The organism is Micromonospora salmantinae, from assembly GCF_022230905.1.
GTDB classification, from domain to species: Bacteria; Actinomycetota; Actinomycetes; order Mycobacteriales; family Micromonosporaceae; genus Micromonospora; species Micromonospora salmantinae.
Genome location: NZ_JAKKFG010000044.1, coordinates 245,932 through 267,709, shown reverse-complemented (window position 1 = coordinate 267,709; position 21,778 = coordinate 245,932). Strand labels below are relative to the sequence as shown.

The 21,778-nt window shown below is 70.0% G+C and carries 20 protein-coding genes; 12 read left to right on the top strand and 8 right to left on the bottom strand.

Annotation, left to right across the window (positions count from 1 at the left end; translation table 11 throughout):
- Window positions 1-27 precede the first annotated feature (27 nt).
- Complete coding sequence (locus PSH03_RS28830) at window positions 28-654, bottom strand: SGNH/GDSL hydrolase family protein (protein ID WP_210787038.1); 627 nt, start codon at window positions 652-654, stop codon at window positions 28-30.
- A 146-nt stretch (window positions 655-800) separates the two neighbouring features.
- Between PSH03_RS28830 and PSH03_RS28825 the strand changes: the two genes are divergently transcribed.
- Window positions 801-3,095: a HelD family protein gene (locus PSH03_RS28825; protein ID WP_502361702.1), complete on the top strand. Its 2,295-nt coding sequence runs from the start codon at window positions 801-803 to the stop codon at window positions 3,093-3,095.
- Window positions 3,096-3,151: 56 nt separating this feature from the next.
- Here PSH03_RS28825 and PSH03_RS28820 read toward each other — a convergent pair whose 3' ends face one another.
- A complete protein-coding gene (locus tag PSH03_RS28820) occupies window positions 3,152-3,571 on the bottom strand; it encodes a hypothetical protein (protein WP_210787040.1) in 420 nt (139 codons plus the stop codon).
- A 191-nt stretch (window positions 3,572-3,762) separates the two neighbouring features.
- Between PSH03_RS28820 and PSH03_RS28815 the strand changes: the two genes are divergently transcribed.
- Together PSH03_RS28815 and PSH03_RS28810 are read left to right on the top strand one after the other, a co-directional pair.
- A complete protein-coding gene (locus tag PSH03_RS28815; protein WP_238690970.1) occupies window positions 3,763-5,805 on the top strand; it encodes a glycerophosphodiester phosphodiesterase family protein in 2,043 nt (680 codons plus the stop codon).
- A gap of 178 nt (window positions 5,806-5,983) precedes the next feature.
- The gene (locus PSH03_RS28810; RefSeq protein ID WP_210787042.1) at window positions 5,984-6,361 is read left to right on the top strand and encodes a hypothetical protein; all 378 of its coding nucleotides are present in this window, start codon (window positions 5,984-5,986) and stop codon (window positions 6,359-6,361) included.
- 66 nt (window positions 6,362-6,427) lie between these two features.
- On the opposite strand, the gene PSH03_RS28805 is transcribed toward PSH03_RS28810, so the two are convergent.
- Both PSH03_RS28805 and PSH03_RS28800 read right to left on the bottom strand, forming a co-directional pair.
- Window positions 6,428-7,375, bottom strand: a complete 948-nt coding sequence (locus PSH03_RS28805; protein WP_210787043.1) for a sporulation protein — start codon at window positions 7,373-7,375, stop codon at window positions 6,428-6,430.
- A 147-nt stretch (window positions 7,376-7,522) separates the two neighbouring features.
- Window positions 7,523-8,674, bottom strand: a complete 1,152-nt coding sequence (locus tag PSH03_RS28800; protein WP_238690969.1) for a glycosyltransferase — start codon at window positions 8,672-8,674, stop codon at window positions 7,523-7,525.
- 46 nt (window positions 8,675-8,720) lie between these two features.
- Here PSH03_RS28800 and PSH03_RS28795 point away from each other — a divergent pair, with 46 nt between their 5' ends.
- On the top strand, window positions 8,721-9,338 hold the full coding sequence (locus tag PSH03_RS28795; RefSeq protein ID WP_238690968.1) for a TetR/AcrR family transcriptional regulator: 618 nt from the start codon (window positions 8,721-8,723) through the stop codon (window positions 9,336-9,338).
- Here PSH03_RS28795 and PSH03_RS28790 read toward each other — a convergent pair.
- Both PSH03_RS28790 and PSH03_RS28785 read right to left on the bottom strand, forming a co-directional pair.
- Complete coding sequence (locus tag PSH03_RS28790) at window positions 9,335-9,544, bottom strand: DUF397 domain-containing protein (RefSeq protein ID WP_238690967.1); 210 nt, start codon at window positions 9,542-9,544, stop codon at window positions 9,335-9,337. The genes PSH03_RS28795 and PSH03_RS28790 overlap by 4 nt on opposite strands.
- The gene (locus tag PSH03_RS28785) at window positions 9,541-10,404 is read right to left on the bottom strand and encodes a helix-turn-helix domain-containing protein (RefSeq protein WP_238690966.1); all 864 of its coding nucleotides are present in this window, start codon (window positions 10,402-10,404) and stop codon (window positions 9,541-9,543) included. The genes PSH03_RS28790 and PSH03_RS28785 overlap by 4 nt, the downstream gene beginning before the upstream one ends.
- A 329-nt stretch (window positions 10,405-10,733) precedes the next feature.
- Between PSH03_RS28785 and PSH03_RS28780 the strand changes: the two genes are divergently transcribed.
- Together PSH03_RS28780 and PSH03_RS28775 are read left to right on the top strand one after the other, a co-directional pair.
- Entirely contained in the window at window positions 10,734-11,003 is a 270-nt protein-coding gene (locus tag PSH03_RS28780) for a DivIVA domain-containing protein (RefSeq protein WP_210787059.1), read from the top strand.
- A 74-nt stretch (window positions 11,004-11,077) separates the two neighbouring features.
- Window positions 11,078-11,326: a hypothetical protein gene (locus PSH03_RS28775; RefSeq protein WP_210787067.1), complete on the top strand. Its 249-nt coding sequence runs from the start codon at window positions 11,078-11,080 to the stop codon at window positions 11,324-11,326.
- 155 nt (window positions 11,327-11,481) lie between these two features.
- On the opposite strand, the gene PSH03_RS28770 is transcribed toward PSH03_RS28775, so the two are convergent.
- Window positions 11,482-12,258 (bottom strand): DeoR/GlpR family DNA-binding transcription regulator, encoded by a 777-nt coding sequence (locus PSH03_RS28770; RefSeq protein ID WP_238690965.1) that lies wholly within the window; start codon window positions 12,256-12,258, stop codon window positions 11,482-11,484.
- Between the two features lie 37 nt (window positions 12,259-12,295).
- A complete protein-coding gene (locus PSH03_RS28765; protein ID WP_238690964.1) occupies window positions 12,296-14,287 on the bottom strand; it encodes a beta-galactosidase in 1,992 nt (663 codons plus the stop codon).
- A gap of 284 nt (window positions 14,288-14,571) precedes the next feature.
- Here PSH03_RS28765 and PSH03_RS28760 point away from each other — a divergent pair, with 284 nt between their 5' ends.
- The 6 genes from PSH03_RS28760 to PSH03_RS28735 all read left to right on the top strand — a co-directional run bounded on the left by PSH03_RS28760 (window position 14,572) and on the right by PSH03_RS28735 (window position 21,693).
- Window positions 14,572-15,900 (top strand): ABC transporter substrate-binding protein, encoded by a 1,329-nt coding sequence (locus tag PSH03_RS28760; RefSeq protein WP_238690963.1) that lies wholly within the window; start codon window positions 14,572-14,574, stop codon window positions 15,898-15,900.
- A gap of 21 nt (window positions 15,901-15,921) precedes the next feature.
- The gene (locus PSH03_RS28755; RefSeq protein WP_238690962.1) at window positions 15,922-16,878 is read left to right on the top strand and encodes a carbohydrate ABC transporter permease; all 957 of its coding nucleotides are present in this window, start codon (window positions 15,922-15,924) and stop codon (window positions 16,876-16,878) included.
- Window positions 16,875-17,789, top strand: a complete 915-nt coding sequence (locus tag PSH03_RS28750) for a carbohydrate ABC transporter permease (RefSeq protein ID WP_238690961.1) — start codon at window positions 16,875-16,877, stop codon at window positions 17,787-17,789. The genes PSH03_RS28755 and PSH03_RS28750 overlap by 4 nt, the downstream gene beginning before the upstream one ends.
- Complete coding sequence (locus PSH03_RS28745; protein WP_238690960.1) at window positions 17,786-19,921, top strand: alpha-galactosidase; 2,136 nt, start codon at window positions 17,786-17,788, stop codon at window positions 19,919-19,921. The genes PSH03_RS28750 and PSH03_RS28745 overlap by 4 nt, the downstream gene beginning before the upstream one ends.
- A 104-nt stretch (window positions 19,922-20,025) precedes the next feature.
- Window positions 20,026-20,427: a YciI family protein gene (locus PSH03_RS28740; protein ID WP_238690959.1), complete on the top strand. Its 402-nt coding sequence runs from the start codon at window positions 20,026-20,028 to the stop codon at window positions 20,425-20,427.
- Between the two features lie 3 nt (window positions 20,428-20,430).
- Entirely contained in the window at window positions 20,431-21,693 is a 1,263-nt protein-coding gene (locus PSH03_RS28735) for an RNA polymerase sigma factor (RefSeq protein ID WP_255751213.1), read from the top strand.
- Window positions 21,694-21,778 lie beyond the last annotated feature (85 nt).

Below are 21,778 nucleotides of genomic sequence, written 5' to 3'. Positions count from 1 at the left end.
GGCGCTTCGCTGTGGGTAAGACCGAGGTCAGGAGACGCCGAGGGCGCTGAGGTACGCGTCGGCGAGGACCGCGTGGCCGGGCAGGTACGGGTGGACCCGGTCGTCGGCCCAACGCGTCGCCGGACTCACCGCCAGCACCCGGTCGAACGCCGCCTGGTTGGGCACGTGCACCGCGTCGAACTCGGTGGCCAACCCCGCCACGACCGCCGCGTACCGGTCGGTGTCGGCGCGTTGCGGGACGCTCCGGTCGGCCTCGATGAAGAACGGGTCACCGAGGATCAGTCGGCAGCCGGTGGCGTCGACCGCCCGACGGAGCAGGTCGCGCAGGGTGCGCTCGTACTCCTCGATGCCGACGGCCTCATCCGGCCGGTCACCGTAGTGCCGCCAGATGTCGTTGATGCCGATCAGCACCGCGAGCCAGTCGGGGTGCTCGGCGATGGCGTCGTCGTCCCAGCGGGCGGCCAGGTCGCGCACCGTGTCGCCGCCCACACCCCGGTTGACCCACTCCAGCTCCAACTCGGGGTGCCGGGCGTCGACCAGGGCGCGCACGAGACTCACATATCCGCTGCCGTAGGGCGCGGCGACGTCGCGTCGACCACAATCGGTGATGCTGTCCCCGATGAAGACCACCCGTTGCCCGGTCCGCAGGATCATCCGCCGCCACCTCGCGATCACCGGCGCGCCGGACCGCCGGGCTTGGTGAGAACCGGCGGAACGCGCTATCTTCAACAGTTCGAAGGCACAAAAAAGAACGGCTAAAAGCCGTTCCTGCAAAGGAATCTAATCTTTAGGGAGACGGCTTGTCAAGGCACTCCGGCGGTTCCGGCGAATTGCCGCTCGACGACGAGATCGGTCGCGAGCAGGAGTACGTCTCGATGCTCTACAACCGGCTGGACCAACTGCGTGAGCAGGCCGCCCACCGGCTCACCGCCGAGCTGCACAACACCGGCGGCACCCTCCAGGACCGCTCGCAGCGCGACAGCTCGGTAGCGATGTACGCCGATCAGGTCGAACAGTTCTCCGCCGTGGAGAACGGGCTCTGCTTCGGCCGTCTCGACGGCGACGACGACTCCCGCCGCTACATCGGCCGGATCGGCATCTTCGACACCAGTGGTGACTACGACCCGCTGCTGATGGACTGGCGGGCACCCGCCGCCCGCCCGTTCTACCTCGCCACCGCCGCGAACCCGCAGGGCGTACGCCGTCGTCGGCACCTGCGTACCCGGCAGCGCAAGGTGACCGGGCTCAACGACGAGGTGCTCGACATCGACACCGCCTCCCCCGGCGCCCACGAGGAGCTGACCGGTGAGGCGTCGTTGCTCGCCGCGCTCAACGCGGGCCGTACCGGCCGGATGCGCGACATCGTCGAGACCATCCAGGCCGAGCAGGACGAGGTCATCCGCGCGGAACTCCCGGGTGTGATGGTCGTCCAGGGCGGCCCCGGCACCGGCAAGACCGCTGTCGCGCTGCACCGGGCGGCGTACCTGCTCTACACGCACCGCCGGGAACTCTCCAGCCGTGGCGTGCTGCTGGTCGGCCCGAACGCGACCTTCCTGCGCTACATCTCCCAGGTGCTGCCGACGCTGGCCGAGACCGGCGTGCTGCTGCGTACCCAGGGTGATCTCTTTCCCGGAGTGAGCGCCCAACGGACCGAGCCGGCCGGAACCGCGGCGCTCAAGGGCCGGGCGGTGCTGGCGGAGGTGTTGGCGCTGGCCGTCCGGGACCGGCAGTGGGTGCCGGACGAGCCGCTGGAGATCGAGGTCGAGCGGGAGACGCTGACCCTCGACCCGGAGATCGTGCGGGCGGCCCGGGATCGGGTCCGCCGCGCCGAACGACCACACAACCTGGCCCGCGCGTTGTTCGACGTGGAGATCGTGCACGCGCTCGCCGACGAGGTGGCCGAGCGGATCGGCGCCGACCCGCTCGGCGGGGACAACCTCCTCGACGAGGCGGACCGGGCCGAGATCCGCCGCGAGTTGCGCGAGGAGACGGAGGTCCAGGCCGCCCTGGACCGCCTGTGGCCGGTGCTCACCCCACAGCGGCTGCTCGCCGACCTGTACGCCGACCCGGACCGGATCGCCGCCGCCGCGCCGATGCTCAGCGAGGACGAGCGGGCGCTGCTGCGCCGCGAGCCGGGTGGCTGGACGCCGGCCGACGTCCCGCTGCTGGACGAGGCCGCCGAACTGCTCGGCGAGGACGAACGCGCCGCCGCCGCCCGGCGGGACCGCATCCGGATGATGGAACGGGAGTACGCCGAGGGCGTGCTGGAGATCGCCCGGGGTTCCCGCTCGATCGACGTCGAGGACGAGGCCGAGGGCGGTGAGATCCTGGGCGTGACCGACCTCATCGACGCGGATCGGCTGCTGGAGCGGCAGGAGGAGGCCGACCGGCTGACCACCGCGCAGCGGGCCGCCGCCGACCGCACCTGGGCGTTCGGCCACGTGATCGTGGACGAGGCGCAGGAGCTCTCGCCGATGGCCTGGCGACTGCTGATGCGCCGCTGCCCGAGCCGGTCGATGACGATCGTCGGGGACGTGGCACAGACCGGCGCGCTGAGCGGCACGCCGTCCTGGGCGGACGCCCTCGCTCCGTACGTCGAGCAGCGGTGGCGGCTCACCGAGCTGACGGTCAGCTACCGCACTCCCGCCGAGATCATGGCGGTCGCCGCCGAGGTACTGGCCGAGATCGACCCGGCACTGCGGCCGCCGCGCTCGGTGCGGGAGAGCGGCGTACCGCCGTGGGACCGGACGGTGCCCGACGACCGGTTGGCGGCGGAGTTGGTCGCCGAGGCCACCCGGGAGGCGGCCGGGCTGACCCAGGGGCGGCTCGGGGTGCTCGTGCCGGCCGGCCGGGTGGGCGAGCTGGGTGCGGCGGTGACCGCCGCCCTGCCGGAGGCCGCCGTCGGTGAGCATCCGGAGCTGGAGAGCCGAGTGGTGGTGTTGACCGTCGCGCAGGCCAAGGGGTTGGAGTTCGACTCCGTGCTGGTGGTCGACCCGGACCGGATGGTGGCCGAGTCCCCCCGCGGACGAAGCGACCTGTACGTAGCCCTGACCCGCGCCACCCAACGCCTGGGTGTCCTCCGCCCGGCGAGCTGACCACTAAACCCGCCGTCCCCACCGAGTTGCCACTCGGCGGGGGCGGCGGGTGCGGGTTAGTCGTTCGATTTGTCCCTGATGGACTTTGCCGGGCCGGTCGCCGACGTTGACTGGTCGCTGGTGCCGCCGCCCATCGGGGTGCTGAGGCCACCGGTGGTGGCATCACCGGTGGTGGTCGGCGCGACGGTGCCCGGGTGTCGCTCCGGCTGTCGGGCCACCCGGCGTACGCTCGCCGGCCCGGCGGTGCCACCGGTGGTGGTCACCGCGCCCTGCCCGCCGACGGGGCCGCCGTCACGCAGCACCTGCGGGTCGATCCGTTCCTTCGCCGGATCGAACGGGTCGTCGCGCTGGATCTGACTCTCCACATCGGTGCGGGGCACAGTCACCTCGTCGAGGGCGCCCTTGCCGTACACGCCGCCGGCGATCCGATCCTCGGCCTCGCGGGCGGCATCCTGCCGCATGTCGTCCTCACGCACGTCCATCACCTCGCAGAAGCTGTGGAACTGACTGCGTGCCCTGCCACCGGCCGACCAAACCCGGCGTGACCGGAAGGTCGTCCACGGCGGTTCACCAGCACGCCGCCCGCCGGCCGTCCTCCCGCAGCCCGAGATGTCCATGCTGTCCCGCGACCGGTGGGAGATGCCCGCCGGCAGGAGGGGATGACAGCGTGCGCACAGTACGCCGTACCGCCGTCGCGGCCCTGGTGGCCGCGATGGTGACGACCGGGCTCGCGGTGCCCGCCCAGGCGAAGCCACGACCGGACCGGACATTCGACGTGCAGGCCCACCGGGGTGGCCTCGGGCTGCGGGTGGAGAACACTCTCGCCTCCTTCGGCAACGCCCTCCAGCTCGGGGTGACCACCCTCGAACTGGACGTGCAGATCACCGAGGACGGCCAGGCCGTCGTCACCCACGACCGCAAGGTCACCGGGACCAAGTGCGTCGACACCACAGCGGTGACGCCCGGCGACCCGGAGTTCCCGTACGTCGGGAAGTACATCAACACGCTCAGCCTGGCCCAGGTGCGCTCGCTCGACTGCGGCTCAAAGACGCTGCCGGACAAGCCCGGCCAGCTCGCCGTCCCCGGTGCCCGGATGCCGCTGCTGCGTGAGGTCTTCGCCCTGGTCAACCGCTACCGGGCGAAGGACGTGAAGCTCAACGTCGAGACCAAGGTCGAGGCTGGCGCGCCGACCGAGACCGCCCCCCGCGAGCAGTTCGTCCGGGTCACCGCCGCCGAGATCCGCGCCGCCGGGTTGCTCAAGCAGGTCACCATCCAGAGCTTCGACTGGGGCGCGCTGATGCGGATGCGTCAGGTCGAGCCGAAGCTGCCGCTGGTCGCCCTGACCAACTACGACTTCCTCCAGACCGGTCAGCCGGGTGCCTCGCCGTGGCTGGGTGGGCTGGACATCGACGACTTCGGCGGCGACCCGATCAAGGCGATCCGCAGCTTCGGCGTCAGCGCCTTCTCGCCGGTGCACGGGTCCCCGCAGAACGGCACTGTCACCGACCCGGGCTACAAGCCGTACGTCACGAAGGAGATGGTCGCCCAGGCGCACCGCTACGGGATCAAGGTGATCCCGTGGACTGTCGACGACGTGCCGACCATGACCAAGCTGATCGACGACGGCGTGGACGGCATCATCACCGACTACCCGGACCGGCTGCGTGGCCTGCTGGCGCAGCGCGGTTACCGGTTGCCGAAGGCGTACACCGCGCCGTTCGACATCCAGGCACACCGGGGCGGTCGGGCCACCCGACCGGAGAACACCCTGCCGGCGTTCGCGAACGCGCTGTCCAACCGGGCCATCTCCACCCTGGAGCTGGACACCAACGTGACGGCCGACGGCAAGCTCGTGGTGCTGCACGACCGCACCGTCAACGGGTCGCACTGCGTCGACACCGCCCCGGTGCGCCCGGGAGACCGGAAGTTCCCGTACGTGGGCAAGCCGGTGCACGAGTTGACACTGGCGCAGCTCAAGACCGTTGACTGCGGCACGAAGACGCTGCCCGAGCTGCCCGCCCAGGTGCCCGCGCCCGGTGCCCGGATTCCGACCCTGGACGAGGTGTTCGCCCTGGTGAAGGCGAGTGGCCGCACCGACATCGGAATGAACATCGAAACGAAGATCAGCCCGGTGGTGAACGACACCGAGCCGTACCGCAGCTTCACCCGCAAGCTCGTCGACGCGATCCAGCGGGCCGGCTTCACCAGCCGGGCCACCATCCAGTCGTTCGACTGGCGCACCATCACGTACGCCCGGCAGCTCGACCGGCGGATCGGCACTGTCGGCCTGGTCTGGCAGTACGGCCCGGCCGAGTGCGCGACCCTCGCCGACGAGTGCTCGCTGCAGGCGGTCTACGGCAACCCGTCGGTGAAGAGCCCGTGGACCGGTGGGCTGGACTGGTGGAAGTACCAGGACCTGGGCAAGCTGACCCGGGCCGCGGGCGCTGGCACGGTGTCCGCCAACTGGCAGGTGCACGACCCGAAGCAGGGCACTGTCGCCTCGACCGACTGGTACCTGCGGGAGAACCCGGCGTACTTCCACGGACCGGACGTTCGGACCCTGCAGACGCGCTACGACCTGAAGGTGATCCCGTACACCGTTGATGACGCGGCGGTGATGCAGCGGGTCATCGACCTGGGCGTCGACGGCATCATCACCGACGACCCCGACCTTCTGGTGAGCGTGGCGACCCGCAACGGCCTGCGCTGACCCGTCGACCACCCGATCGCCGGCCGGACTTTTCCGGCCGGCGATCGGTGTTACCTGCTCCGTGGCCTCGGGTAGTCGGGGGTTGTCCCCGCCACGAAAGCGAACCGTGCCGTGGCCGAAACGCGGTAGCGGGGCGAGGGAATGCAGGTACGACTCATCGCATCCTGAGGAGGACCAGATGAGCACGCAGGCTGCTTCCACCCGGCCGATGAACCGGCCCATGAACGACCCGCAGAATCCCGCTCAGATGCGGGACATGCAGACCCAGCAGATGCCGGTCATGCATGACGGGCGCCGCAACGACATGCAGGCACCCGGTACGGAGACCAAGCAGGCGTTCAAGACCACCGAGTTCTGGATCTACCTGATCGCGGTGGCCGCCGTACTGGGCGCGTCGCAGGTCGTCGGTAAGAACTCCGCCGGGGTGGACATCTTCCGGGCCGACAACGCCTGGTTCCTGATCACCCTGCTGACGCTTGGCTACCTCGGTAGCCGTGGCCTCTCGAAGGCCGGCAGCAACTGGCGCAGCGGCGAGGAGCGCAAGGCCCGGCACTGACCGGTTCACAGTGCACGGTGGCCTCCGGGAGATCCTCCCGGAGGCCACCGTCATGTTCGTAACGGGCTACTCGTCGCCACCGAAGTCGCCGAAGTCACCCTCGAACGATTCCTCGATCATCTCGCCGGCGATCATGCCGCCGGCGACACCCAGCGCGGCGCCGGCCACCATGCCGCCCATGCCGTGCCCACGGCTGTGACCGTGGCCGTGGCTCGGGCCGTACTGGGAGCGCAGGCTGCCGTAGCGGGACGTGGTCTCGCGCAGCCAGCCGTCGACGACCTGCGCCCAGTCCACCCGGTCAACGTCGGTGTGCGACACCTGGTAGCGGCCGAACGCGTCGTGCCCGGCGCTGAGGAACCCGCCGCGCTTGTCGCACTCCAGGATGACCTCCACACCACGCTGGCTGGTCACGAAGGTCAGCTCGACCTCACGGATGGTGCTCGCGTACTGCGGAGACGCGAAGAACTCGATCTCCTGGTAGAACGGCAGCGTCTGCTGCACGCCCCGGATGTGACCACGCTCCAGGTCGGCGTGCTTGAACCGGAAGCCGAGCCGCTGGAACGCCTCCAGGATCCGCTCGTGCACCGGCAGCGGGTGCACCGCCACCTGGTCCAGGTCGCTCTTGTCGACCGCTCGGGCGATCGCCAACTCGGTACGCAGACCCATCGTCATACCGTGCAGGCGCTGGCCGTACACGTCGGTGATCGGGGTCTCCCACGGCACCGGCAGCTGGAACGGGATCGAGAGCTGCTGCTTCGGGGCGAGTACGAGCGACCCGCTGACCGCCATGCGGTGGAACTCCATCGTGCCCGCGTACTCGGTGTCGTGCCCCTCGACCTCGACCCGGGTGACCAGGCCGATCACCACCTGCTCGATGGCCGCCTCAGCGTCGCCACCGACGAGGTTGACCTGCCCGTCGAGGGTCAGGCCGGGCCGGGTGTTGGGGTTGGTCAGCACGGTGTCCACGCTGGGACCGCCCACACCGAACGCGCTCAACATCTTCTTGAAGACCATCGGAACTCCTGTGCGACGCCGACCGCTCCAGGCTGGAGTCGGACGTGACTCGGACGGCACCCTATCCATCACCCCTGTGAGGTGGCTGTGAAGCGCCGCGCTGCCGCCACGTTCGTTGGCCACGCGATCAGCCCCAGCAGCGGGGCCTTAATAGATGACTTCGGCGCGCAGCCGCTCGGCGACCTGGTCGGGCGACGGCATGGCGACGATCTCGGCGCTGATCCGGCGTGCCCCCTCGGCGAACGTCGGCTCGTCGAGCACCCGGCGCAGGGCCGCCGCGATGGCCGCCGGGTCGGCCTGGCCGGGCATCAGCGCGAGGCCCGCACCGGACGCCGCGACCCGGTCGGCCTGGAAGAACTGGTCAGCGCCCTGGGGTACGACCACCATGGGGATGCCGCGGGCCAGCGTGCCGAGGGTGGTGCCGGCGCCGCCGTGGGTGATGACCGCGTCGGCGTTCTCCAGCAGCTGCGCCAACGGCACGAACGGGCTGAACTCGACCCGGTCGGAGTCGAGCTGGTAGTCCTCCGGCTTGCCGTCGAGGCCGAGCGTTGCCAGCACATCGACGTCGACGTCGGTGAGGGCCCCCAGAAGCGGACCGACGACGGCGGGGTCGGCGAAGACCGTACCGAAGCTCACCAGGACCCGGGGCCGGCCGCCGGCCGCCGGGGTGCCGCCACCGCTCGGGGCGTCGGGCGCCTGGTGGGGTTCGGGTCGCAGCGCGATCCGCTCCATTCCCGACGGTACGGCGAAGTTCTCGAACTGGAGACCGGGCGGGCAGGTGTCCAGCAGCCAACGACCGGCGGGGGTGCGCTCGGGTGCGGGCAGCCCGCGCTCCTCGTAGCGGGAGCGGACGACGGCGGTGAGCGCGTCGGTGAACTCGGCCGGCACCGACGGCCCGAAGGCGAGGGTGGCCAGCGGTACGCCGAGGCTGGTGGCGACCAGTGGTCCCACGAAGTCGACCATCTCGCTGACGATCAGGTCGGGTCGCCAGCTTCTCGCCTGCGCCAACGCCTCGTCGGCGGTCAGGTCGACCCGCACGCCGGCGAAGAACTCGGCGACCGCCTCGGGGGTGGGCTCGGTCGCCGGGTTGAGGCCGAGCTTGCGCCCCACCTCGGCGAAGAGCACGTCCGGCATGGGACCGGCCGGCAGCAGCTCGATCCCCTCGGGGGCGATGAGCGGAGTCATGCCTGCGGCGGTGATCACGGCGACGTCGTGACCCTGGCGACGAAACGCGCGGGCCAGCGGCAGCAGAGGGAGGAAGTGCCCAAAAGCGGGCACGTTTGAGAAGAGGAGTCGCATGATCATCAGAATACTATTCTGATGAGTGCCGCCGTATAGTGCCCTGATGACCGCAGCTCACCCCCGCGCCAGCCGGCGTCAGGAGAGCGCCGAACAGACCCGGCAATTGATCTTGGAGTCGGCCCAGCACCTGTTCCTCGCCCAGGGGTACGCCACGACAACAATCAACGACATCGCCGCGCGCGCCCGAGTAGCCGTGGCGACCGTCTACACAAGCGTCGGCGGCAAGCCGACCCTGCTGCGAGCATTGATCGAGTCGGGCGTCAACGACCCCGAGACCACCCGCAACGTGGCGGCCGTCGCGGTCGCCACCAACCCCCGGGAGGTCCTGCGCCTGATCGGCGCCGGGACCCGGTACGGTCACCAGAACCACCACCAGCAGGTAGCCCTCATGAAGGCGGCCGCCGGCATGACCCCGAGCGCGGCAACCGTGGCGCGGGACGCGGCGGCGGCCTACCGGCAGGCCCTGCGGGTCGGCGCGGTCCGCCTCGACGAGCTGTCGGCCCTGCGGCCGGGCCTCACCGTCGAACAGGCAACCCAGGTGCTCTGGTTCTACTTCGGGCTGCACTCCTGGCCGCAGCTCGTCGACGAGGGCGGCTGGTCGTACGACGAGGCCGAGCGGTGGCTGGTCGAACGGGCCGCCGAGGCACTGCTCAACTCCTAGCCGAACTCGCCCACCTTGACGCCGAGGACGAACGCGGTCCACCCCTCGGCGGGGTAGACGAGTGTTGCCGCCGCACGATCCTTGCTGTCCCGTACCGCCACTCGACCGGAACCGTCCAGGACAGGCCCCGCCTCGACACAGCTACCACCGTTGCTGTCACTCCTGCTGCTGATGTGCCAAGCAACTTCGGACATGCTCTCGCTCATGACAAATCCTCCGCGATGCTCGTGATCAACTTCGTTGACTCGCTCTCGCTGAGCGCAGAATCCAACAGACGACCATAAGCGCGAACGAAGCGCTCGGCCTTCGGCGACTCCAGGTAGAGCCGCCCTCCCAAGGACTCCACGTAGGCAACCGCAGGATACGGCTCTGGCAGACGGAATATCCAGAACGTACCGTCGAGCCCTTGGTGCAGGGCCATGCCGAACGGCATGACTCTGATTGCCACGTTGCCCAGTCGCTGCGCCTGCGAGAGGTGCTGCAGCTGTCGGCGCCACACCTCCGGCCCGCCCACCATCCTACGCAGCGCAGCTTCGTCGATGACCGTAGAAATCATGAGTGGGCGGCGTCGCCTCAGTACCTCTTGGCGGGTCATCCGAAGCGCCACCCAGCGATTGATCGTCGCTTCGGTAACCCCCGGTTCTGCCGCATTGCGAATCACGGCCTCGGCGTATTCACGGGTCTGAAGCAGCCCCGGCACCAGGGTGAGGTGAAAGCAGCAGACCTGCTCCGCGCGACCTTCCAGCCAGGGATATTCGATGAAGGACGCGTCCACGACGTCGCCGTAGTCCTCGTCCCACCGGTCGGTGCGCCAGACCTCCTCGGCAAGCGCCAGCAGGCGAGCCCGCTCGGCCGCGTGGTGAAATCCGTAGAGATCCAGCAGCGCGATCACATCACCCTTGCGGATCGGCCAGTCCGCGCGTTCGTACCGACCAAGCGCGGACATGTCGCGTTGCAGATGCTCGGCGACCAACTTCAAGGTCATCCCCCGTTCCTCCCGCAGTATCCGCAGTTGCTGACCCAGCCATTGCGCACGCAGGGTCCGGATGAACGGCTTGTGCGGCATGGTTCACCTCTCAATTCGTTGGCGACGCCCGCGTAGGAACCATTGCTCCAGTTCCGAGCGACTGGAAACGTGGTCTTCGGGTGAGGGTGATCGCCGGCCCCCGGGGACGCCCGGTGCAAACACGGCAACCGCGGCTGTGCCAACAGCCGAGAAGGTGACGAGAGACGGCCTCGCGAGTGGCAGGCGCATACCGGCTCTCGTCGGGTCTCAACTAGAGCGTCGGGATGTGCGAATCCCGGCTCCGAACCGACTTGACGAATAACTACCACGGCAAAGGGCCCCTTCGCGACCCTGACCCGCCCATCTGTCGACGACACGCGAGGTGATGAATGACCCGAGGCACTCTCTACGACGGCACGCTCCACGGCGGTCGGCTGGCTCGGCTGCACCCGAGCCAGGTCCGGGACCGGCAGTTCACCGTCGTCGGTTTCGGCCGACGAGGCCTGGACCCCGGGGAGGTACGACGGTTCCTGCACCGCGTCGCGCTCGACCTGGCGACGCTGCACCACGATGTGGCTCGGCTCAGCGAGGAGAACGCCCGTGTCAAGCGCGCGCTGCGCGATTGGCAGAGCGCCTGGTCCGACCGGCGTCAGCCGTGAGCCCGGGATGGGAGCACCAGTACAGCGGTCTTTTCACGCCGTTGCCGCGGTTCGCCGTCGGGGCGCACGCGGAGATGCCTCGGTATGTGATCCACCTGCCGGTGGCGGTCACCGACCTGGCCGGAGCGCTGGACCTGGCCCGTACTCTCGCCCGGTCGCTGGCCTCGACGCCACAGGTCGACGTCGCCGGCATCACAGTGTCGGCCGAGGACGCGCAGCACGTACGACATTGGGTCTTCTGCGACCGGATCATGCCCGATCGCCGCCGCTGCGCGCGGCAGGCCGACCACGTGGGTGCCTGCCTACCCAACAACGGCCCCTAAGCCGAACCGCCGCCTTCCGCGATCTTGCACTTTCTGTCCCGACCTAAGGGGCGATCCACGCATTTCGGCAACCGAAACCGCAAGATCGGCGCGGAGAGCGCGGGGGCGCGGGGGCGCGGGGGAGCACGGGGGCGCGGGGGCGCGGGGGCGCGGCATCAGTCGGGGTCCACGATCACCAGTTCGCCGACCTGTTCGCCGATCGTGGTGCGTGCCTCCGGCGGCAGCCCCCGGTCGGTGATCAGCACGTCGGCGGCCTCCAGCGGGGCGATGGTGGCGATGCCGATCGTCTCCCACTTGGTGTGGTCGGCGAGCACCACGAGCCGGCGGGCCGCGCCGATGAGGCAGCGGTTGACGCCGGCCTCCAGCAGGTTGGGCGTGGTGAACCCGGTCCGTGGGCTGAGGCCGTGCACACCGAGGAACAGCAGGTCGACGTTGAGCGCGCTGATCGCCGCCTCGGCCACCGGCCCGGTCAACGCGTCCGACGGGGTGCGGATGCCACCGGTCAACACGACGGTCTGGTCGGCGCGCGGGTTCTGGTAGAGCGCGTCGGCCACCGGGATCGAGTTGGTCACCACGGTCAGCCCGCGTACGTCGGAGAGCAGCGTGGCCAGCGCGGCGGTGGTGGTGCCGGCGGAGAGCGCGATGGCCATCCCCGGCTCCACCATCGTCGCGGCCCGCTCGGCGATGGCCCGCTTCTCCGCCTGCTGGCGGATCGACTTCGCGGCGAAGCCGGGTTCCTCGGCCGAGCCGGGCCCGGCGAGGGTCGCGCCGCCGTGCACCTTGTCGACCAGGCCGCGCTCGGCCAACACCTCCAGGTCGCGCCTAATCGTCATGTCGGACACGCCGAATCGACTGACCAGCTGACTCACCCGCACCCCGCCGCGTTGGCGGATCAGATCGAGGATGGCGGTCTGCCTCTGCTGGGCGAGCATGTGGGGAACCTCCTTCGCGCCGTGACCGTCGTCAGAATCAGGTCCGATCCTCACGGACCACCGCCACCTCACCGGCCGGCAGTGCCAGCTCACCGGCGCAGTGTCCTCCGGTCAACAGCTCGACGCCGTGCGCCGGCAGGCGTACCTCGGTGTCGGTGTGGTTGATCGCGAACAGCCAGGTCCGGTCGCCGTCGCGGCGGCGGACCACCTCCACTCCCGACGGCGCCGACGCCGCCGGGCGGACGTCGGCCTCGGCGAGCAGCCGGGTCATCAGCCGGTCGGTGGCCGGCTCGTCCAGCCGGGTGCCGACATACCAGGCGGCGCCGTCGCCCACCCGGTGGCGGGTCAGCGCCGGCACGCCCGGCAAGGGCCCATCGGTGTACGAGGCGAGCACCTCGGCGCCGTCGGGGTGCACCCACTCGGTCCACACGTCGGCGGTGCTGCCGTCGTCGAGGTTTACCTGCTCGCCCTCGCGCAGCGGGAAGAACTCCTCGGTCCGGACGCCGAGCAACTCCCGGAACGCGCCCGGGTAGCCGCCCAGCCGGATGTGGTCGTTGGCGTCGACGATGCCGCTGAAGTAGGTGACCGCCGCCGTGCCCCCGGCCTCGACGTACCGGTGCAGTGCGGCGACGTCGGCGTCCCGGACCAGGTAGAGGGTCGGCACCAGGACCAGCCGGTAGCCGCTGAGGTCGGTCGACGGGTGGACGATGTCGGCGGTCACGCCGGCCCGCCAGAGCGAGCCGTACAGGGCGTTCAGCCGGTCGGCGTAGGTGACGTCGACGCTGGGGTGCGAATCCAACTCGACACCCCACCACGCCTCCCAGTCGAACAGGATCGCCACGTCGGCGTCCACCCGACTGCCGCGTACCTCCGCGAGGGCCTTGAGGTCCGCGCCGAGCTGGCAGACCTCGCGGAACACCTTGGTGTCCGGCCCGGCGTGCGGCACCAGCGCGGAGTGGAACTTCTCCGCGCCGGCCCGGGAGGCACGCCACTGGAAGAAGAGCACCCCGTCGGCGCCGCGGGCGACGTGCGCGAGGCTGTTGCGGCGCAGTTGCCCGGGCAGCTTGGCCGCGTTGCGCGGCTGCCACTGGACGGCGCTGGTGGAGTGCTCCATCAGCAGCCACGGGTCGCCGCCGGCGACGCCCCGGGTGTGATCGGCGGCGAGCGCCAGCCCGAGGTGCGCCTGCGGGTCGGCCGCGGTCAGGTAGTGGTCGTTGGAGACCAGGTCCACATCGTTCGCCCAGGACTGGTAGTCCATGTGCTTGACGCCCATGCCGATCATGAAATTGGTGGTGATCGGCTGGTGGACAAGCGCCTTCAGTACCTCGCGCTCGGCGCGCAGTTGGGCGCGCAGCTCGTCGGAGGAGAAGCGCAGGAAGTCCAACTGCTGCGTCGGGTTGGCGAAGGTCAGCGCGGTGCGCGGCGGGTTGATCTCGGCCCAGTCGCCGTAGCGCTGACTCCAGAACGCGGTGCCCCAGGCGTCGTTGAGCCGGTCCAGGTCGCCGTAGCGCTCCCGCAGCCAGCCGCGGAACGCCTCGGCGCTGACGTCGCAGTAGCAGTGCGCGTTGTGGCAGCCCAGCTCGTTGGAGACGTGCCACATGACCACGGCGGGATGCTCGGCGTACCGGCCGGCGACCGCGCGTACCAACTCCAGCGACCGCTGGCGGAACACCGGTGAGCTGGGGCAGTACGCCTGTCGTCCCCCCGGCCAGAGGATCGCGCCGTCGGCCCGGCGGGGCAGCGTCTCCGGGTGCTCGTGGGCCAACCACGGCGGTGGGCTGGCCGTGGCGGTGGCCAGGTCGACCTGGATGCCACCGTCGTGCAGCAGGTCCAGCACCCGATCCAGCCAGCCGAACTCGAACCGCCCCGGGGTGGGCTCCAGCAACGCCCAGGAGAAGATGCCGACGGAGACCAGGTTGACCCCGGCCTGGCGCATCAGGTCGACGTCCTCGGACCAGGTTTCCTCGGGCCACTGCTCGGGGTTGTAGTCGCCGCCGAAATAGATGCTGTCACCCTGCCATCGCCGCATGACAGCTGAGGGTGCACCCGCTGGTCCACCGAAGTCAACAGGTTCCAACATCGAGCTTCTTTCCAACGTTTACCAGGTAACGGCCGTGTCACGACTGGGTTATCAGAGGCGAACTGCCCTCTTGACAGCGCACGACCGCAGGGTAGCTTGAGGCCCCAATGGCCGTTCGTGTTCGCCAATGTGGATTCTCGGTGGATCTCAATGTGTGATCACGGCGCTGGACCTGCCTTCACCACCCCCTGAGGCCCTTGGGCGTAGCTCCTTCTCATCCGCAGGAGGCACAGATGTCCCGTCCCCAATCCCAAGCCGAGTACCTGGCTCGGCTCGTACCGCCCTCAGTCGCCGGCATCAACCGACGATCGTTGCTGGCCGGCGCGGCCGGCACGGGCGCGCTGCTCGGCACCGGCCTGCTCGCCGGCTGCGGCGACGACTCCGGCTCCGGGGGGGCCAGCAAGGACGTGTCGCTCGGCTCGAACCAGTCCGACCCGAAACCCAAGGACGTCCTGGTCAAGGTCACCGACGGCTTCAAGACCTCGTCCGGCGTGCAGGTCGCGGTCAATACGGTCGACCACAACACGTTCCAGGAGAACATCAACAATTACCTACAGGGCAAGCCGGACGACGTGTTCACCTGGTTCGCCGGCTACCGGATGCGCTTCTTCGCGCAGAAGGGCCTGGCCAGCGACATCAGTGACGTGTGGGGCAAGCTCTCCGGCTACTCCGACGCCTTCAAGAAGGCATCGACCGGCGACGACGGCAAACAGTACTTCGTACCGGCGTCGTACTACCCCTGGGCGATGTTCTACCGCAAGTCGGTGTGGCAGCAGTACGGCTACCAGGTGCCCACCACCCTGGACCAGCTCACCGCGCTCACCGCGCAGATGAAGAGGGACGGCCTCACCCCCATCGCCTTCGCCGACAAGGACGGCTGGCCGGCGATGGGCACCTTCGACATCCTCAACCTGCGCATCAACGGCTACCAGTTCCACATCGACCTGATGGCCGGCAAGGAGGCCTGGACCTCCGACAAGGTCAAGAAGGTCTTCGACACCTGGGCCGGCCTGCTCCCCGCGCACCAGCCGGACAGCCTCGGCCGCACCTGGCAGGAGGCCGCGCAGTCGTTGCAGCAGAAGAAGAGCGGCATGTACCTGCTCGGCCTCTTCGTCGGTCAGCAGTTCAGCAACGAGGAGCAGAGCGACCTCGACTTCTTCACCTTCCCCGAGATCGACCCGGCCATCGGCGCCAAGGCGCTCGACGCGCCGATCGACGGCTACATGATGGCCCGCAAGCCCAAGAACGAGGACAACGCCCGCAAGCTGCTGGAGTACTTCGGTGGCAAGGAAGCCGGCGACATCACTGTCAAGAACGACCCGGCCACCCTGGTCGCCAACGGCAGCGCCGACGTCAGCGGCTACACCGCATTGCAGAAGAAGGCCGCCGAACTGGTCGGGTCGGCCACCGAGATCGCCCAGTTCCTCGACCGGGACACCCGGCCGGACTTCGCCTCGACGGTGATCATCCCGGCGCTCCAGCAGTTCATCAAGGACCCCAAGGACATCGGCGGGCTCACGTCGTCCATCGAAAACCAGAAAAAGTCGATCTTCACTGACTGACGGCGGAAGGGGGAGGACATCGTGTCCGACCTGCCCCTGATCCAAGCGGATCGCGCCGTGCCGCCGCCGGCCACGACCACCTCCACTGGTGGTCGTCGTCGGCGGCTACGGCTCCTGTCCCGCACCGACCGCGTGGTCATCACGCTGATGGTGCTCGTCCCGCTGCTGCTCGTCACCGGGTTCGTCTGGATGCCGGCGGCGGCGACCGTGCTGCTCTCCGGCACCAACTGGGACGGCATCGGCCCCCTCAACGAGATCGAGTTCGTCGGCGCGCGCAACTACAGCGACGTGGTGAACATCTACCCGCCGTTCGTGCCGGCGGTCCAGCACAACCTGCTCTGGCTGGCGGCGCTGTTCGTGGTCGCCACCCCGTTCGGCATGTTCCTGGCCGTGCTGTTGGACAAGGAGTTGCGGGGCAGCCGCTTCTACCAGACCGCGCTCTACCTGCCGGTGGTGCTCTCGCTGGCGCTCATCGGCTTCGTCTGGCAACTGCTCTACTCCCGGGACCAGGGGCTGATCAACGCCGTCTTCGGCAGCAGCATCGACTGGTACGGCGACTCGAACGTCAACATCTGGGCGGTGATGGTCGCCTCCGGGTGGCGGCACGTCGGGTACATCATGCTGCTCTACCTGGCCGGCCTGAAGGGCGTCGATCCATCGCTGCGCGAGGCCGCGGCGGTCGACGGCGCCTCGGAGAGCCGGACCTTCTTCCGGGTCGTGTTCCCGGTCATGCGGCCCATCAACATCATCGTGCTGGTGGTGACCGTGATCGAGTCGCTGCGCGCGTTCGACCTGGTCTGGGTGGTCAACAAGGGCCGCAACGGGTTGGAGCTGATCTCCGCGCTGGTCACCCAGAACGTGGTGGGTGAGGCGAGCCGGATCGGCTTCGGCTCCGCACTGGCAACGATCATGCTGGTCGTCTCGCTGGTCTTCATCACCATCTACCTGGCGACCGTGATGAGGGAGAACCGGGAATGAGCACCGCGACCGCCACCCGGCGTACCGAGGGCGAGGCCGACGCGCCGCCGCGCCGCCGCAAGCTGACCCCGTTACGGATCCTGCTGCACGGCTTCCTCATCGTCGTCTCGCTGGCCTGGCTCTTCCCGATCGCCTGGGCGGTGCTGACCTCGCTGCGCTCGTACGACTACACCGCCGCGAACGGCTACGTCTCCTTCGGCGGCTGGACCTTCGACAACTACGTCACCGCCTGGCGGACGGCGGAGTTCGGGCAGCACTTCATCAACTCGGTGTACATCACCGTGCCGGCGGTGCTGCTGACCCTCTTCCTCGCCTCCTGCGTGGCGTTCGTCATCGCCCGGTTCAGTTGGAAGCTCAACCTCGTCCTACTCGGGATCTTCACCGCGGCCAACCTGCTGCCCCAGCAGGCGCTGCTCATCCCACTGTTCCGGCTGTTCACCGAGGTGCCACTGCCGGAGTTCATGAGTGACTCGGAACTGCTCTACGACAGCTACTGGGGCCTGATCCTGATCAACGTGGCCTTCCAGTGCGGCTTCTGTGTCTTCGTGCTCAGCAACTACATGAAGGCGCTGCCCCGTGACCTGTACGAGGCGGCGATGGTTGACGGGGCGAGCATCTGGCGACAGTACTGGCAGGTCACCATGCCGCTGTGCCGGCCGGCCCTGGCCGCGCTGGCGACGCTGGAGGTGACCTGGATCTACAACGAGTTCTTCTGGGCCACCGTCCTCATGCGCACCGGCGACAAGTTCCCGGTGACCAGCTCGCTCAACAACCTGCGCGGTGAGTTCTTCACCGACAACAACCTGGTCTCGGCGGGCAGCGTGCTCGTCGCGATCCCCACCCTGGTGATCTTCTTTATGCTCCAGCGGCACTTCGTTCGGGGCCTGACCTTGGGAGCCTCCAAAGGATGACGATCCTGCACCTGCGCCGCGCGCGGACCAGCCTGGTGCTCGACGCGCGCGGCCCGGGGCTGCCCCGGATCGTGCACTGGGGCGGCGACGTCGGCGACCTCGACGACGACGGCCTGCGCCAACTCACCGACGCGACAGTACCGCCGGTGGTGCCGAGCAGCTTCGACGAGCCGACAGTGCTGTCGGTGCTGCCGGAGGCGAGCGCCGGCTGGAGCGGACGGCCGGGCCTGGCCGGGCACCGCGACGGGGCCGACTGGTCCACGGCGTTCCGGCTGGACGGTCTCGACGTCGACCAGCCCGCCGACGGACCGGCGCGGGTGACCGTCCGGGCGTCGGACCCGGCCGCCGGGCTGACGGTGACCATCGAGATCACGCTCGACCCGTACGGCCTGCTGACCGTTCGGCACCGGCTGCGCAACGACGGCGACGGCGCGTACGAGCTGCGGGAGCTGACGCCGGTGCTGCCGGTGCCGGCGGTCGCCACCGAGCTGCTCGACCTGACCGGCCGGTGGTGTCGGGAACGGTCCCCGCAGCGGCACCCGTGGCAGCACGGCGCCTGGGTCCGCGAGGGCCGGCACGGCCGTACCGGGCACGACGCCACTCTGCTGTTGGTGGCCGGCACCACCGGGTTCGGTTTCGGCCACGGCGAGGTCTGGGCGGTGCACACCGCCTGGAGCGGCGACCACGTCACGTTCGCCGAACGTCGGCCCACCGGCGAGTCCACCCTCGGTGGCGGCGAGCTGCTGGCCCCCGGCGAGGTCCGGCTCGACCCCGGCGAGTCGTACGAGACTCCCCTGCTCTACGCGGTCTGGTCCGACGCCGGGCTGGACGGGCTCAGCGACGTGCTGCACACCCACCTCCGGGCCCGCCCCGGGCACCCGCGCTCCCCCCGCCCGGTGACCCTCAACGTCTGGGAGGCGGTCTACTTCGACCACGACCTGGATCGGCTGCGGGCGCTCGCCGACCGGGCCGCGCAGATCGGCGTGGAGCGGTTCGTGCTCGACGACGGCTGGTTCCGCGGCCGGCGCGATGACACCGCCGGCCTCGGCGACTGGTACGTCGACGACGCCGTCTGGCCGGACGGCCTGCAACCGCTGATCGACCACGTCACCGGCCGGGGCCTCCAGTTCGGCCTCTGGGTCGAGCCGGAGATGGTCAACCCCGACTCGGACCTGTTCCGCGCGCACCCCGACTGGGTGCTCGCCGTGCCGGGGCGGCTACCGCCGGCCTGGCGTCACCAGCAGGTGCTCGACCTGGGCCGCCCCGAGGCGTACGACCATGTGCTGGAACGTCTCGACACGCTGCTCACCGACCACCCCGGCATCCGGTACCTCAAGTGGGACCAGAACCGGGACCTCACCGAGGCCGGGCATCACGGCCGCCCGGGGGTGCACGGGCAGACGCTGGCGGTCTACCGGCTCTTCGACGAGTTGCGCGGTCGGCACCCGGGTGTGGAGATCGAGAGCTGCTCGTCCGGCGGTGCCCGGGTGGATCTGGCCATCCTGGCGCGCACCGACCGGGTCTGGGCCAGCGACTGCAACGACGCCCTGGAGCGACTCAGCGTCCAACGCTGGACGGGGCTGCTGCTGCCACCGGAGCTGATCGGCACCCACGTCGGCCCGGAACGCTCGCACACCACCAACCGCGTACACGACCTGGGTTTCCGGGCGGCGACGGCGCTCTTCGGCCACCACGGCATCGAGTGGGACATCGCCTCGATCAGCGCCGCCGAACAGACCGAGCTGGCCGCCTGGGTGGCGCTGCACAAGCGGCTGCGCCCGCTGCTGCACGCTGGTCGGGTGGTCCGGGTCGATCACCCGGATCCGGCCGTCTGGGCGCACGGCGTGGTCGATCACGACAACACCCGAGCGGTGTACGCGGTGGCCCGGCTGACCACCTCGGTGACGCAGGCGCCCGGCGCGGTGCGGCTGCCCGGCCTCGACCCGGGCCGGCGGTACCGGGTGCGACAGGTGTCGGACGTACCGGCTCCGGCGAGCATCGACCTGTCCCCGCCCACCTGGCTGGCGGGTGGTCTCACCCTCAGCGGGGCGGCGCTGGCCCGGGTGGGTGTGCAGCTGCCCGCCCTGCACCCGGAGCAGAGCCTGGTGCTGGAGGTCGACGCCGTCGACTGAAAAGATTCTGGAGAATCTTCGGCTGGGGTGTCGAGAACGGCGGGGCCTGCCTCTACCTCACTGTGAGAGCACCGACGACGGTGCGCAGGCGTGAGGAGCCAACCATGAAGTACATGCTGCTGATGCAGTTCAGCGCCGCCGGGACCGACTTCCCGAGCATCGACACCTGGACGCAGGACGAGGTCCGGGCGCACATCGCGTTCATGGGCGAGGTAAACGCCAAGCTCACCGCCGCCGGCGAGTGGGTCGACGGGCAGGGCCTCGGCGGCCCGCAGCAGGCCCGGATCGTCCGCGCCGGCGAGGGTGGGGCGCCGGTGGTCACCGAGGGACCGTTCGCCGAGACGAAGGAGTTCCTGGCGGGCTTCTGGATCGTCGACTGCGAGAGCCCGCAGCGGGCCGTGGAGCTGGCCGCGCACATCTCCACGGCGCCCGGCCCCGACGGCCGGCCGCTGAACATGCCGATCGAGGTGCACCCGGTGATGTCCGCCCCGGCACAGGAGCTGTGAGGGCTGAACACCGATCCCCGCATCGAGGACCTGCTGCGCGAGTTGGCGCCGCAGGTCCTCGGCGTGCTGAGCCGCCGCTTCGGTGACTTCGCCACCGCGGAGGACGCGGTGCAGGAGGCACTGCTGGCCGCCGCCACCCAGTGGCCGACCGAGGGGCTACCGGCGAACCCCCGTGGCTGGCTGATCCAGGTCGGCTACCGGCGGATGATCGAGCTGGTCCGCGGTGAGCAGGCCAGACGCCGCCGGGAGGACCTGGTCGCCCGCCAGGATCCGGACGACCAGCGGTACGCGCCAGCCCCGGACGAGGAGTTGACCGCCGAGCGGGACGACACGCTGGTCCTGCTCTTCCTCTGCTGCCACCCGGCGCTCGCGCCGACGTCGGCGGTGGCGCTGACCCTGCGCGCCGTCGGTGGGTTGAGCACCGCCGAGATCGCCCGCGCGTTCCTGGTGCCCGAGGCGACGATGGCGCAGCGGATCAGCCGGGCCAAGCAGCGCATCAGGGCATCCGGGCTGCCGTTCCGGATGCCCGAGCCGGCGGAGCGGGCGGACCGGTTGGTCGCCGTACGACAGGTGCTCTACCTGGTCTTCACCGAGGGACACACCAGCACCACCGGCCCGGACCTGCGCCGCGTCGACCTCGCGGCGGAGGCGATCCGGCTGACCCGCGCACTGCACACGCTGCTGCCGAACGACAGCGAATCGGCCGGGCTGCTGGCGTTGATGCTGCTCACCGAGGCACGCGGCCCGGCGCGGACCGGGTCCTCCGGCGAGCTGATCTCGCTGGCCGATCAGGACCGTAGCCGCTGGGACGCGACGGCGATCGCCGAGGGCGTGGCACTGGTCACCCGGGCCCTGCCGCGCGGGCCGGTCGGTCCGTACCAGGTACAGGCCGCCATCGCCGCCCTGCACGCCGAGGCGTCGAGCACCGAGCAGACCGACTGGCCGCAGATCCTGGCGCTGTACGAGGTGCTGGAACGCTTGGCCGGCAGCCCGGTGGTGGCCCTCAACCGGGCCGTGGCGACGGCCATGGTGCACGGACCGGCCGCCGGCCTGGCCGCCCTCGACGCGTTGGCCCACGACCCGCAGTTGGCCGGACACCACCGGCTGGCCGCCGCCCGCGCCCATCTGCACGAGATGGCCGGTGACCAGGCCCAGGCGATCGTCGACTACCGCATCGCCGCCGCCCGCACGAGCAGCCGTCCCGAACAGCTCTACCTGACCATGCGAGCTGCCCGGCTGGCCGCCGAGCCCGCAGATCTCCCGTGAAGACAGGAACCAGCTGGTCCCGCGCGGCGCGACCCCGGCAGCTTCACCCCTGCGGACCTCTCCCGGGCCACTACCGGGGGCGGCA